This window comes from Amycolatopsis suaedae, assembly GCF_004214935.1.
Lineage (GTDB): Bacteria > Actinomycetota > Actinomycetes > Mycobacteriales > Pseudonocardiaceae > Amycolatopsis > Amycolatopsis suaedae.
Genome location: NZ_SFCC01000022.1, coordinates 1 through 13,030, shown reverse-complemented (window position 1 = coordinate 13,030; position 13,030 = coordinate 1). Strand labels below are relative to the sequence as shown.

13 protein-coding genes are annotated in these 13,030 nt (G+C 71.7%); 7 read left to right on the top strand and 6 right to left on the bottom strand.

Annotation, left to right across the window (positions count from 1 at the left end):
• The first annotated feature begins 123 nt into the window (after window positions 1–123).
• From EWH70_RS32805 to EWH70_RS32790, 3 genes are all read left to right on the top strand, one after another.
• Entirely contained in the window at window positions 124–777 is a 654-nt protein-coding gene (locus EWH70_RS32805) for an HNH endonuclease (protein ID WP_240687351.1), read from the top strand.
• A gap of 635 nt (window positions 778–1,412) precedes the next feature.
• Window positions 1,413–1,655, top strand: coding sequence for an aa3-type cytochrome oxidase subunit CtaJ (ctaJ, locus tag EWH70_RS32795; RefSeq protein ID WP_165436521.1), 243 nt, complete (start codon window positions 1,413–1,415; stop codon window positions 1,653–1,655).
• Window positions 1,642–2,127, top strand: a complete 486-nt coding sequence (locus tag EWH70_RS32790) for a DUF5130 family protein (protein WP_130479472.1) — start codon at window positions 1,642–1,644, stop codon at window positions 2,125–2,127. The genes ctaJ and EWH70_RS32790 overlap by 14 nt, the downstream gene beginning before the upstream one ends.
• Window positions 2,128–2,664: 537 nt before the next feature.
• Here EWH70_RS32790 and pepN read toward each other — a convergent pair.
• Window positions 2,665–5,232, bottom strand: coding sequence for an aminopeptidase N (gene pepN, locus EWH70_RS32785; protein WP_130479471.1), 2,568 nt, complete (start codon window positions 5,230–5,232; stop codon window positions 2,665–2,667).
• Between the two features lie 124 nt (window positions 5,233–5,356).
• Between pepN and EWH70_RS32780 the strand changes: the two genes are divergently transcribed.
• The gene (locus tag EWH70_RS32780; protein WP_130479470.1) at window positions 5,357–5,959 is read left to right on the top strand and encodes a mycothiol-dependent nitroreductase Rv2466c family protein; all 603 of its coding nucleotides are present in this window, start codon (window positions 5,357–5,359) and stop codon (window positions 5,957–5,959) included.
• Here the strand turns inward: EWH70_RS32780 and EWH70_RS32775 are convergent.
• The 3 genes from EWH70_RS32775 to EWH70_RS32765 form a co-directional block, all read right to left on the bottom strand.
• Window positions 5,946–6,812: a DUF7192 family protein gene (locus EWH70_RS32775; protein ID WP_205669352.1), complete on the bottom strand. Its 867-nt coding sequence runs from the start codon at window positions 6,810–6,812 to the stop codon at window positions 5,946–5,948. The two genes, EWH70_RS32780 and EWH70_RS32775, sit on opposite strands and share 14 nt — an antisense overlap.
• Window positions 6,809–7,909 carry an AAA family ATPase gene (locus EWH70_RS32770; protein WP_205669351.1) on the bottom strand — a complete coding sequence of 367 codons (1,101 nt, stop codon included), beginning with the start codon at window positions 7,907–7,909 and terminating at the stop codon, window positions 6,809–6,811. The genes EWH70_RS32775 and EWH70_RS32770 overlap by 4 nt, the downstream gene beginning before the upstream one ends.
• Window positions 7,910–7,984: 75 nt before the next feature.
• The gene (locus tag EWH70_RS32765; RefSeq protein ID WP_130479469.1) at window positions 7,985–9,049 is read right to left on the bottom strand and encodes an aldo/keto reductase; all 1,065 of its coding nucleotides are present in this window, start codon (window positions 9,047–9,049) and stop codon (window positions 7,985–7,987) included.
• Window positions 9,050–9,165: 116 nt separating this feature from the next.
• On the opposite strand from EWH70_RS32765, the gene EWH70_RS32760 reads away from it, so the two are divergent.
• Window positions 9,166–9,999 carry a helix-turn-helix transcriptional regulator gene (locus EWH70_RS32760; protein WP_130479468.1) on the top strand — a complete coding sequence of 278 codons (834 nt, stop codon included), beginning with the start codon at window positions 9,166–9,168 and terminating at the stop codon, window positions 9,997–9,999.
• A gap of 9 nt (window positions 10,000–10,008) precedes the next feature.
• On the opposite strand, the gene EWH70_RS32755 is transcribed toward EWH70_RS32760, so the two are convergent.
• Window positions 10,009–10,830 carry an MBL fold metallo-hydrolase gene (locus EWH70_RS32755; RefSeq protein ID WP_130479467.1) on the bottom strand — a complete coding sequence of 274 codons (822 nt, stop codon included), beginning with the start codon at window positions 10,828–10,830 and terminating at the stop codon, window positions 10,009–10,011.
• Window positions 10,827–11,561 (bottom strand): 2-phosphosulfolactate phosphatase, encoded by a 735-nt coding sequence (locus EWH70_RS32750; RefSeq protein ID WP_240687361.1) that lies wholly within the window; start codon window positions 11,559–11,561, stop codon window positions 10,827–10,829. The genes EWH70_RS32755 and EWH70_RS32750 overlap by 4 nt, the downstream gene beginning before the upstream one ends.
• Before the next feature lie 84 nt (window positions 11,562–11,645).
• On the opposite strand from EWH70_RS32750, the gene EWH70_RS32745 reads away from it, so the two are divergent.
• Both EWH70_RS32745 and EWH70_RS32740 read left to right on the top strand, forming a co-directional pair.
• The gene (locus EWH70_RS32745; RefSeq protein WP_130479465.1) at window positions 11,646–12,119 is read left to right on the top strand and encodes a ribose-5-phosphate isomerase; all 474 of its coding nucleotides are present in this window, start codon (window positions 11,646–11,648) and stop codon (window positions 12,117–12,119) included.
• Between the two features lie 2 nt (window positions 12,120–12,121).
• The gene (locus EWH70_RS32740; protein ID WP_130479464.1) at window positions 12,122–12,931 is read left to right on the top strand and encodes an Fpg/Nei family DNA glycosylase; all 810 of its coding nucleotides are present in this window, start codon (window positions 12,122–12,124) and stop codon (window positions 12,929–12,931) included.
• The last annotated feature ends 99 nt before the right edge of the window (window positions 12,932–13,030 follow it).

The window sequence follows — 13,030 nt, the reverse complement described above, 5'->3', positions numbered from 1 at the left end:
GTTTCGGTTGCGGGCGCCACCGTACCGGCACGCGGGGTACGGGTCTGTGACACGTGCACTAACACACGTGCGCTCGGGGTGTGATCTGTGGTCGACTATGGCAGCACCGGTGGAGGTGGTCGAGTGCCAGACCGACAACCGATCCTCTTCGGCGCCCCCGGCCGTGACGGCCAGGCGCCGGAGAAGGCCCTGCACGCGTCGTCTGCGAGTGGCCGGGTCAGCCGGTCCCACGCACACCGGCGGGGCCGGGATCCGGCGACGGCTGGCCGGCGTCGCGTGCTGCTGCTCAACGCCACGTTCGAACCGCTCACCGCGCTGCCGCTGCGGCGCGCCGTGGTGCTGGTCGTCTGCGGCAAGGCGGAGGTCGTCCACGGCGACCCCGCCGGGCTGGCGCTGCACGCGGCCACGGTCAGCGTGCCGGTACCGTCGGTGATCCGGCTGAGCACGTACGTGCGCGTCCCGTACCGGGCGCAGGTTCCGCTGACGCGGGCCGGTCTCATGCACCGCGACCGCTACCGCTGCGTCTACTGCGGGGCGCGGGCCGAGACGATCGACCACGTGATCCCGCGCAGCCGCGGCGGCGAGCACAGCTGGCAGAACTGCGTGGCGTGCTGTGCCCGCTGCAACCACCGCAAGGCGGACTCGCTGCTGTCCGAGCTGGGCTGGCGGCTGCCGACGGTGCCGAGGGCCCCGCACGGCCCGCACTGGCGGTTGCTGGCGCACTCGACCGACGCCGACCCGCTCTGGCACCAATACCTCGGCGCCCCAGCCGCGTGACGCGGCTGGGGCGGCCGGAGGACTGCTCTTCGGTTGTCGTCAGCCGGTGACGCGGGTGCCGCAGGTGACCCGAGTGCCGCGCGTGACGCGAGTGCCACGGGTGACGCGGGTGCCTGCCGTGACGCGAGTGCCACGGGTGACCCTGGTGCCGCGGGTCACGCGGGTTCCGGCGGTCACCCGGGTACCGCGGGTCACCCGGGTGCCACGGGTGACGCGGGTTCCGGCGGTGACTCGTGTACCCGCGGTGACACGAGTACCGCGGGTCACCCGGGTGCCGCGCTCGGACGTCATCTCAAGGAGTGCGGTCGGTGACGAAGTGAAGTCGAAGGTCGCCTGGCTGGGTGGGGTGAGGCTGAGCATGGGACGTCCTCCTGGGACCGGTACGTGACGGACTCGGGTGGGGGAGCGAGGCGCAAGGCCCGTACAGGTGAAAAACCTACGAGCATTTCAGTCATCGGACAAGACGGCAGCGTGCGGTGCCGCCGCACGTACCCTGCGTTGCGACCTTTCGCGCGCATGCCGTCGGACCATTCGTGCCAGTCGTCGCGGAGCCAAGCGGGGGACCCCGGGTAATCGGTTGCCCAGCGCGCCTGCCGCCTCACGGCGTCACCCGTGCCGTCCGCTAGGCTGCGCGCGTGAACATGCTCGAGACGATCGTGGTCTTCGCGGGTATCCCGCTGGCCATCTACGGCCTGGTCAGTGTGGTCACCCTGCGGTCGAGGAACGGCGGTGTCACGCGGTACCGCCCCGGCCAGCCGTGGGAGCACGCACCGCTGTGGTGGACCGCGAACCCGGCAGGCGTGGGCGAGCAGCGGCAGTCCGCCGGTGCGAGCGCCGTGACCGGGTCGGTCAAGGGAGGTGCCCGTGGCAACTGGTGAGCTGATCCGCCCCGAGGCGGACGACGCCGAACTCGAGTACGGCTCCGCGCGCACCAACAGCGGCCGGATCTCGGCGGCGAGGATGTACGAGCCCGCCGCCCCGGACGTCCCGTTCACGACCAAGCAGCTCGCCCGGCTCGACGAGGCGCTGACGCTGGCCAGCCGGGAGACCGGGCTGGACTTCAGCATCTACCTCGGTGAGCTCGCTGGTGACGACACCCGCGCGGTCGCCGAGGCCATGCACGACTCGCTGGGCGAGCGGGCCGCGGACGCGGTGCTGATCGCCGTGTCGCCCGGGCAGCGGATCATCGAGGTCGTCACCGGCGACGAGGCCCGCCTGCGGCTGTCCGACCGCGGCGCGAAGCTCGCGGTGATGAGCATGGTCGCGTCCTTCAAGGAGGGCGACCTCGTCGGCGGCCTGGTCAGCGGCCTGCGCATGCTGACCGACCAGGCAGGCCAGCCGCCCAAGTAGGCCACGACGTTCGTGAAGGCCACCTTCACCACGTGAGGCGTCAGGGCCCCGGCGAAGTCGGGTGTGGGTGGCTTTGTCGCGTGTCCCCCAATGTGGCATTGGGGGAGTTCGCCGGTGGCCGGGGTGGTCTCGTTCGTGGTGACCGGTGGAGCTGCTGAGCCTGCTGTGACCACTGAGGTCACCGAGGCCGCGACACCGGGTCACGAAAGCACGTGAAGGCCACCTTCATCACAGGAGACGACAGGAACTCGGCCTTCACCCGAACCCGTATGTCCCAGCCGCACCAGGTGTCACAACCGCATCACCAGCCACCCGTCACCTCACGCCGCCGGGCCGCCAGCGCCGACTTTGCCGGGGCCCGACGCCTCACGTGGTGAAGGTGGCGTTCACGTGCTTCCGCCGGACATCACGGCCTCACCAGCCCCACCGGCCACACCCGTAAGGCAGCAAGGGAGCTTTACTACCCTTCTTCGCTAGTAAAGCTCCCTTGCTCACGCCTGGCTCCGATGTTGCCGTGAGGGCCCCCTTCACGTGCTGTCAGGCCTGCTGGTCGAACTCCCGGGCCGCCAGCGCGCGGACGATCCCGGCGCGGCCCTCGGAGACCATGCGCCGCAGCGCCGCCGGGTGCTCCTGCGCCAGCCAGGCGTCGGCCGCCTCGACGGTGGCGGCCTCGACCGCCCACGACGGGAACAGGCCCACCGCGATCGGCTGGGCACGCTCGATGGACCGCCGCTGCCACGCGTCGGCGATCTGCTCGAAGTAGGTCGACACGTACCCGCCGAGCAGCGCCTTCTGGCCGGGGTGGGAGAAGCCGGCGATGATCGCGTCGCCGACGGCGTTGGGCAGCTCGTCGTCGAACACCGCCCGCTGCCAGGCCTGCGCCTTGGCTTCCTCGGTCGGCCGCAGCGCCCGCGCCCGCTCGGCGTGCCGCCTGCCCGCCGCCGTGTCGTCGCGGGCCACCTCGGCGTCGATCTCCGCGTCACCGAACCGGCCGTGTGCCACCAGCGCCTGCAGCAGCCGCCAGCGCAGGTCCGTGTCGACGGTCAGGCCCGGCAGCGGCGCCGAACCGTCCAGCCAGCCGGCCAGCACGGTCAGCGCCTCCTCGTCCAGCACCGAGCCGGCCAGCGCGTTGACGAACGCCAGCTGGTGATCCGAGCCGGCCTCCGCGCCCCGCGCCAGCTCCAGCAGCCGGGCGCTGAAGTCCGGCCAGCCCTTCTCCGCCGCCCACTCCGGGTCGGCGTAGGAGTTGAGCGCGGTCTGCGCCTGCAGCAGCAGCCGCTGCACGACCCCCACCTCGCTCTCGGCGTGGATGCCGCGGCTGATCAGGGTGACGAAGTCGCGGGCCTTCAGCTCGGCCTCACGGGTCATCTCCCAGGCGGCCGACCAGCACAGCGTCCGCGGCAGCGGCTCGACGATGTCGGCGATCCGGTCGATCAGCGTCACCAGTGACCCGCTGTCCAGCCGCATCGTGCAGTAGGTCAGGTCGTCGTCGTTGACCAGCACCAGCTTGCCCGCCGCCACCCCGACCAGGTCCGGGACCTCGGTGCGCTCGCCGGTGACGTCCAGCTCGACCCGGTGGGTGCGCACGAGCTTGCCGTTCGCGTCCTCGTCGTAGACGCCGATCGCCGTCCGGTGCGTGCGCAGCTCACCGGCACCCGGCTTGGCGCCGCCCTGCACCACGGCGAACGAGGTGAACCGGCCGTCGGCGCCCACCTCGAACCGCGGGCTCAGCGAGTTCAGCCCGGTGGTCTCCAGCCACTGCGCGCTCCACCAGGACAGGTCGCGGCCGGACGCCTCCTCCAGCGCGGCCAGCAGGTCGGCCAGCGTCGCGTTGCCCCAGGCGTGCTTGCCGAAGTACACCCGCAGCCCGGCGAGGAAGTTGTCCAGTCCCACGTAGGCCACCAGCTGCTTGAGCACGCTGGCGCCCTTGGCATAGGTGATGCCGTCGAAGTTCACCTCGACCGCGTGCAGGTCGACGATGTCGGCCGCGATCGGGTGCGTCGACGGGAGCTGGTCCTGCCGGTAGGCCCAGGACTTCTCGATGTTGGCGAAGCTGGTCCACGCGCCGGTGTACTCGGTGGCCTCGGCCTGGGCCAGCACGCTGGCGAAGGTGGCGAACGACTCGTTCAGCCACAGGTCGTCCCACCACCGCATGGTCACCAGATCGCCGAACCACATGTGCGCCATCTCGTGCAGCAGCGTCTCGGCGCGGCGCTCGTAGGCGTAGCGGGTCACCCTGCTGCGGAACACGTAGTCCTCGAGGAAGGTGACCGCGCCGGCGTTCTCCATCGCGCCCGCGTTGAACTCCGGCACGAACAGCTGGTCGTACTTGCTGAACGGGTACGGCGTGGCGAACTTCTCGTGGTAGAAGCCGAAACCCTGCTTGGTCTCGGTGAACAGCCGGTCGGCGTCCATGTGCTCGGCCAGCGAGGCACGGCAGTAGATGCCCAGCGGGATCGTGCGGTGGCTGTCGGAGTACTCGTCGCGCCACTCCGCGTACGGCCCGGCGATCAGCGCCACCAGGTAGGTCGACATGCGCTCGGAGGTGGCGAACACCGTCCGCACCGCGCCCTCCGGCGTCTCCTCGGCCGACTCGACGAGCGCGTTCGAGATGACCTTCCAGTCCTTCGGCGCCACCACGGTCAGCCGGTAGACCGCCTTGAGGTCGGGCTGGTCGAAGCAGGCGAACATGCGCTTGGCGTCGGCCGTCTCGAACTGGGTGTACAGGTACACGCCGTCGTCGACCGGGTCGACGAACCGGTGCAGGCCCTCGCCGGTGTTCATGTACCGGCAGACGGCCTCGACCCGCAGCTCGTTCGACTCGGCCAGGGCGGGCAGGGCGATGCCCTTCTCCTCGGCGTAGCCGGTGACGTCCAGCGCGGTGCCGTTCAGCGTGGCGGCGGTGACCTGCTCGGCCACCAGGTCGATCCACGAGTCGGTGCCCGGTGTCAGCGCCCGGAACCGCGCGGTGGTGGTCGAGGCGAAGGTCTTCTCACCCGGGCCACCCGCTCCGTCGGTCAGGTCGAGCTCGATGTCGTAGGACTCGACCTCGAGCAGGTCGGCACGCTGCTTGGCTTCGTCGCGGGTCAGGTTGGGGGCGGCCACGAGCACCTCTGTTGGTATCGGTTGTCAGTTCTGCAGGGCATCCAATCATGTCGGCGCCGGAACAACGGCCGCCGTGCGAGTGTTGACGCGAGAACAATCGCGATACCGACAGGGAGCCACTGCCGTGACCAAGGTCGACTTCTATTTCGACCCCATCTGCCCGTACGCCTGGATCACCTCCCGCTGGATCCTGGAGGTCGAGAAGCACCGCGACATCGACCTGACGTTCCGCGTCATGAGCCTGTCCGTGCTCAACGAGGGCCGCGAGGAACTGCCCGAGCAGTACAAGGCGCTGCTGAGCCAGGGCTGGGGCCCGGTGCGGGTGGCGATCGCCCTCGGCGAGAAGCTCGGTCAGCAGGCGGTGCGCGACTACTACACCGAGTTCGGCACCCGTTTCCACAACCAGGGCAACAAGGACCGGGACGCGGTGATCGCCGAGTCGCTGGCCGCCATCGGTGCCCCTGCCGAGCTGGCCGCCGTCGCCGACTCCACCGAGTACGACGAGGCGCTGCGCAAGAGCCACCACGAGGGCATGGACCCGGTGGGCATGGACGTGGGCACGCCGACCATCCACATCGACGGTGTGGCGTTCTTCGGCCCGGTGCTGACCTCGATCCCCCGCGGCGAGGACGCGCTGAAGATGTTCGACGGCGCCCGCCTGCTGGCAGGCTTCCCGAACTTCTTCGAGCTCAAGCGCACCCGCACCGACGAACTCAACTTCGACTGAGCTCCCAGGATTCGCCGGTCACCAGGCCCAGGTCGGCGAACATGGCCCGGCACCAGGACAGCGCCACGTCCAGGTCGGTCCACTGGGTGTCGGTTTCCTCCAGGAACGGGAAGACGTACGGGTCGGTGATCTCCGGCGGGAGGTCCTCGGCCCGGCAGTCGTAGGGCGGCTGGCCGTAGGTGCCATCGGCCAGCTCGGTCGCCGAGTCGGCGTGCCAGCCGTCCCACACCGAGAACCACAGCCTGCGCAGCATGGCCGGGTGGGCGGCGGCGAAGATGAGCCTGCCGACGTCCAGCGGCTCGCCCGCGGAGATCACCCGCGCCGTCGCGGTGACCCGCCTGCGGCCCAGCTTGCAGGCCCACCCGGACCAGATCTCCACGCTGTGCCCGGCCTCGATGATGGCCGCGCACAGCGTGGCCAGCGCCAGGCCGCGGTTGATGATCCACTCGTGCGGTACGCGGTGCGAGTACGTGCCCGGGATCAGGAACGTGACCACCCGGCCGCGGGTCGACGTGCGCCGCGGCACGGCGTCGACCATGCACTCCGGCACGCCTGCCAGGTAGGCGCCGATGTCGACCTCGGCGCCGGTGACGTCCCAGTGCGGTTCCAGCATGGTGACCTCGGCGCCGAGCCCGGCGCGCTCGCGCAGCAGGCCGACGGTGATCCCGGCGCCCTCCAGCGGCACGTGCCAGCCGTCGACGGCCAGCCGCCGCGCCTCGTCCCAGCCGGCGCCTGCCCAGTCGTCGTCGCGCTCGGCGCGGCCGGACCCGTTGTCGATCACCGGTTCCCTGGCGACGGCGTCCAGGAACTCCTGCCAGGACAGCATCGGCGGGATCCGGTACGGGTCCCTCACGACTCCAGCCCCAGCGCGGTGCGGTGCGCCGCGGACAGGCCCCGGGTGACCCGCCAGGCCAGCACCTGCTGCATGGTGGCGCCCGCGGCCAGCAGTTTCGCCCCGTCGATGCAGGTGCGTGGCGAGAACGCCACCGGAAGCTGCTTGTCGGCGGCCAGCGCCCGCAGTTCCCGCACCCGCTTCACCAGCTGGCGCACCTGCTTCTCCTTGTCCGGTGCGTGCAGGACCGCCAGCCGCAGCTCCAGCCGCTCGTCGATGGGGACGTCGATGACCAGGAAGCGGTCCAGCGTCGCGGCGTCCAGTGCCTGCCTGCCGACATACTGCCGGTCGCCGCCCGTGCCGTAGGTGTTGGCGGTGGCGATCAGGCGGAAGTCCTCGTGTGCGGTCACCATCCGGTCGGCGAACGCGCAGGTGCCCAGTGCCAGCGCCTGGTTCAGCTCGGCGAGCAGGCCGGGGTGGCCGTTGTCCAGCTCGTCCAGCAGCATCACGCCGCCGTGCTCGAACGCCCGCCGGAACGGCGTGTCGTGGTAGTTGCCGTGGGCGTCGAAGTAGCCGAACACCTTCGACATCGGCGTCGTCGGCCCCAGCGACAGCGCCTGGAACGGGATGCCGAGTGTGTCCGCGATCTGCTTGGCCATCATCGACTTTCCAGTGCCCGCGGGGCCGACCAGCAGCACGTGACAGCGTGCGCTGAGCGCGAGCAGCACATCGGGCAGCACCTGGTGGGCCTCCCCGGCGACGGTGACCGCCGTGCCCGCGGGCAGCGTCACGGTCACCGTCGGCGGCACGAAGTTGGCCAGCGCCTTGGCCGTCTCCTCCGACGCCATCCGGCGGATCTCCCGGTGCGCCTGGTCGACGCTGCGTTCCAGCGACCGTCGCGCGTCCTCCAGCGCCCGTTCCGCCGCGGCCTGGGCGACGGTGCGCGCGGCGGGTTCGGCGATGCGGCGCACCTCGGCGACGTCGGGCCGGGTGGTCGTCCGGCGCACGGCCGTCGAGACGGCCTTGGTGATCCGTTTGTCGAGGTCGCTGCCGGCCAGCACCGCCTGCGCGGCGTCCTCGGCGATCTGCTCGACCTCGCGCTTCAGGTTGGGCCGCACGGGTCCTCCGGGATTCGACTGCCTGTACGGGATCGAATCTAGGCCCGCCGGACGGGGAGGGGTCCCAGTTGTCCGCTAACTGACGGTCCTCGGCGCGATCGTCAGCCCGCCCGCGGTCACGGCGCGGATGTGGTCACTGGCGAGCAGGTCGTGCGGGTAGCCGAGGTCGATCGCACTGACCTGGTCGAGGCGGGCAAGCTGACCGGTGGTGAGGTCGATCTCCAGGGCGCCCAGGTTCTCCACCAGTTGCGCGGGGGTGCGGGCGCCGATGACGGGTGCCGTCACGGCCGGGTTGCGCAGGGTCCAGGCCAGTGCGACCTGGGCGGGGGTGCTGCCCACCTCCCCGGCGATCTCCCGCACGACGTCGGCGATGGTGAGGGCGCGTTCGGTGACCATGCCCAGTCCGGCGTTGAAGCTCTTGCGGTTGCTGTCAGCGGAGCCGGTCGTCGTCAGGTCGTCGCGGCTGTACTTGCCGGTGAGCACGCCGCCACCCAGCGGCGAGTACGGCGTCACCCCCAGGCCCAGCGCCTGTGCCATCGGGATCAGGTCGCGTTCCCCGGCCCGGTTGAGCAGGCTGTAGTCGATCTGCAGCGCGACCAGCGGTGACCAGCCGCGCAGGTCGGCGATCGCCTGCAGGCGCGAGATCTCCCAGGCCGGAGCGTTGGACATCGCCACGTACAGGACCTTGCCCTGCCGGACCAGGTCGTCCATGCCGCGCAGGATCTCCTCGGCCGAGGTCGTGAAGTCCCACACGTGCAGGAAGAGCAGATCGACGTAGTCGGTGTCCAGCTGCCGCAGGCTGGCCTCCACCGACGCCATCAGGCTCTTGCGGTGGGCGCCCCCGGAGTTCGGGTCGCCGGGGCGGCGCAACGTCGTGTACTTCGTCGCCAGCACCAGGCTTTCGCGGTGGCCACGGGTGAACTCGCCCAGCATGCGCTCGGAGCTGCCGTCGGTGTAGGTGCTGGCGGTGTCGATGAAGTTGCCGCCGCGCCCGACGTAGCTGTCGAACAGCGTGCGCGCGTCGTCCTTACCCGCGCCCCAGCCCCACTCGGTGCCGAACGTCGCCGTACCCAGGGCGAGCGGGGAGACCCGCAGCCCGGAGCGGCCCAGCAGCCGGTAGGTGTCGAGGGTGAGCGCCATCAGGTCCTCCTGTGCTCGTGATCGTCGTCGGGCACCAGCCTGCGGCCACGGCGAGCCGGAGGTAAGAGAAGGAGTTTCCTGGGAACACCAGTCCTAGCCTGGCGGTTGGACCAGCCATGGTCTCCGGCACCGTGGACGTGACACAGGAGCTGGCCGCGTTCCTGCGGACCCGGCGCGAGCGGCTCGATCCGAGCGACTTCGGCCTGCCCTCACGCCGGCGGGCCCGGCGGACCCCGGGACTGCGCCGCGAGGAGGTCGCCGAACTGGCCGGGGTCAGCACCGACTACATCGTGCGGCTGGAACAGGCCCGTGGGCTGCGGCCGTCAGCGGACGTGGTGGAGGCGCTGGCCCGGGCACTGCGCCTGGCTCCCGACGAGCGTGCCTACCTCTTCGGACTGGCCCGGCAGCGTCCCCGCGACGCGGACAAGCTCGCCACGACGGCGGCGCCGTCACTGGTCCGGCTGGTCGCCGGCCTGTCGCCGCTGCCGGCCATGCTGATGAACCACCGCTACGACATCCTGGCCTGGAACGGCGAGATGGCGCGGTTGCTCCTGGATTTCGGCACGCTGCCGCCGTCGCAGCGCAACGCGATGTGGTTGTGCCTGATGCATCCGGGGGTGCGTGAGCTGTACGCCGACCGGGAACGCGTGGTGCGGGAGGGGGTCGCGCACCTGCGTGCCGCGTGGGCGGCGCACCCGGAGGATCAGGCGCTGAGCGACCTCATCGCCGAATTCATCACCCGTGACGAGGAGTTCGCCCGGCTGTGGGGTGAGCGCGACGTCAAGGTCAACGCCCGCGGACGCAAGGTGCTTCGCCACCCGGAGCTCGGCAAGGTCACGGTGGACTTCGAAACGCTCACGCCACTTCAGGACCCGGACCAGTTGCTGGTGATCTACCGCGCCGCGGACGAGGAGAGCCGGTCGGCGCTGGACGGACTGCGTACCCGGTGAGGCACGTCGTCACCGGGCGGTGGCGAACGCGGCGCGGGCCGCCGCCGCGGGCAGCGGGGCGGCGGCGACGGCCTCGTCCTCGGTGAGCCTGCCCGCGGTGACGTCGGCACGCAGCGCCGCCAGCCTGGCCAGCGTGTCGCGCTGCCGGACGAGCAGCTCGGGGCCGGCCGGATCGCCGTGGCCGGGCACCACGGTCACCGGGCCGAGCGCGAGCACGGCGTCCAGGCTGACCGGCCAGTCGGCCAGTGAGGTGGTGTCGTTGAAGGAGAACTCGGTGTAGTCGCCGGTGTCCTCGCCGCGCTCCAGCAGGTCGCCGGCGAACACCGTGCCGGTGTCGGGCACGTGCACCACCAGGTCGTGCCGGGTGTGCCCGGCGCCGGGGTGCCACAGGGTCACCGTGCGGCCGCCGAGGTCCACGCTCGCCCGGCCGGTGACCATCCGGTCCGGCAGGGCGATGCGGGTGGCGGTGATGGCGTCGGCGATGTCCTGACGTCCCTGCTCGCGGTAGGTGCCCGCCCACTTCGCGCGGGCGCGGTCGCCGTCGATGCTCAGTTCCTCCCGGCAGCCGGGGTGTGCCCACACCGGGCAGGGCAGGAACGCCACGGTGCCGAAGCTGTGGTCGAAGTGGGCGTGGGTGAGCGCCACCTGCCAGGGCAGCGGGGTGACGGCGCGGACGGCGCCGGCCAGTTCCCTGCCCTGCACGTGGTCGCCGCGGGTGTCGATCACCAGGCATTCCCGGTCGCCGACCACCAGCCCGACCGTCAGGTCCAGCTCGGTGTAGCGGCGGGCGTACACGCCCGGCGCCAGTTCCAGCCAGCGGCCGCCGGTCATTCGGCCTCCCTCAGGTCGACGAAGACGCCGCCGTCGAGATAGGGCGCGACGGTGGAGGTGTTGACGGCGATGGCGAGGTCGACGTCGCGGACGTGCCCGGCGGACAGCAGCTCCTTGCCCGAGGACGACCCGGTGACCACGGCGCCGACGTCCGGGCCCGCGGCCCGGTAGGCCCGCGCCGCCAGCGCGGCCTCGACCGACGGGCGGCGGGCGCCCGCGGACTGCAGCGCGTCGACGATGGCACCGGCGCCGATCAGGTCCTCCGCGCTGGGGCGCAGGGTGCCGTCCTTGCGCCAGCGCTCGCCCGCGGGCACCACGCCGACCGGCTCGTCCCCGGCCAGCGCGTGTGCCGCGGCGGCGACGGCCTTGGCGTTGCGCAGGCAGCCGGCGAAGACGTGCCTGCCGGTCCGGGCGGCGGCGACGGTGAGCGTCGCGCCGTTGGGGGAGGGCAGGGCCAGCAGCGTTCCCGCCGGGATCTGCACGACCGACGCCGGCCGCAGGCTCCACTCCCACTCGCCGGCCGGCACCGCCCCGGCCCGCTTGGCAGCCTCCAGCGCCGCGTCGTCGCGCCAGCGCACCGGAAGCACGTGCGCGCCCCGGCCCAGCGTGATGTCGACGGTGGTGCTGAAGGACAGGACATCGACCACCACCAGCACGGCGCACTCGGCGGCGAGCGCGGTCACCCCCTCGGCACCCCATTCCACCCGGATGCCGTGCCCGTGCTGGCCCATGATCTCTTCGAGGTCGATGATGTCCACCACATCATTATTCGGGCGCTGCCGGACCTGGGCCGGACGGATGGCACACTGCTCACCGTGCGTGTCTACCTTGGCTCCGACCATGCCGGATTCGACCTGAAGAACCACCTGGTGAAGCACCTGCGCGAGCAGGGCCACGAGGTGACCGACGTCGGCCCGGCCGTCTACGACGCCGCCGACGACTACCCGGCGTACTGCGTGGAGACCGCCCGCCGGGTGGTGGCCGACGAGGGCAGCCTCGGCATCGTGATCGGCGGCTCCGGCAACGGCGAGCAGATCGCCGCCAACAAGGTGCCCGGCGCGAGGGCGGGCCTGGCGTGGAGCGTCGAGACCGCCCAGCTGACCCGCGAGCACAACCACGCCCAGCTCATCGGCGTCGGCGCGCGGATGCACAGTCAGGAGGAGGCGACCGCGATCGTCGACGCGTTCCTGGCCACCCCGGTCTCGCCGGACGAGCGGCACGCGCGCCGGGTCGGGCAGCTGACCGACTACGAGCGCACCGGCACCCCGCCGCCGCTGCCGCAGGGCTGACCGTGCCCGAGGGGCACACGCTGCACCGGCTGGCGCGGCTGCACAAGCGCCGCTACGCGGGCGCGCCGGTCGGCGTCTCCAGCCCGCAGGGCAGGTTCGCCCGCGAGGCGTCCATTCTGGACGGTCAGGTCATGGTGTCCGCCGAGGCGTACGGCAAGCACCTGTTCCACGACTACGGTCCACTGGGGACGGTGCACATCCATCTGGGTCTGTACGGGACGTTCGCCGAGCAGCGGCTGCCGGAGGCCGAGCCGGTCGGCCAGGTGCGGCTGCGGCTGGCCGGTGCGACGCACTGGACCGACCTGCGTGGGCCGAACCGGTGCGAGCTGCTCACCCCGCCGGAGGTCGCGGCCATCGTGGACCGGCTGGGCCCGGACCCGCTGCGCCGCGACGCCGACCCGGACCGGGCGTGGCGGCGGATCTCCCGCTCCCGCACCAGCATCGCCGCGTTGCTGATGGACCAGTCCGTGCTGGCCGGGGTGGGCAACGTCTACCGCGCCGAGGTGCTGTTCCGGCATGGCATCGCGCCGACGGTGCCCGGGCGGGCGCTGGACGAGACGGTGTGGAAGGACATCTGGGCCGACCTGGTCGGCCTGATGCGTGCCGGGGTGCGTACCGGCCGTATCGACACGGTGGCCGACGAGCACCTGCCCGAGGTCACCGGCCGCGCGCCACGGGTGGACCGGCACGGCGGCGAGGTCTACGTCTACCGCCGCACCGGCCAGCCGTGCCTGGTCTGCGGCACGCCGGTGGCGCACGCCGACCTGGCCGGCCGCAACCTGTACTGGTGCCCGGTCTGCCAGAGCACGTGAAGGCCACCTTCACCACGTCTCACCTGGATCCACCGATGTGGTTTGTCGGTGGATCCAGGTGGTAGTTGTTGATCTTGTGTTGGTGGGTGGGCGTGCGGG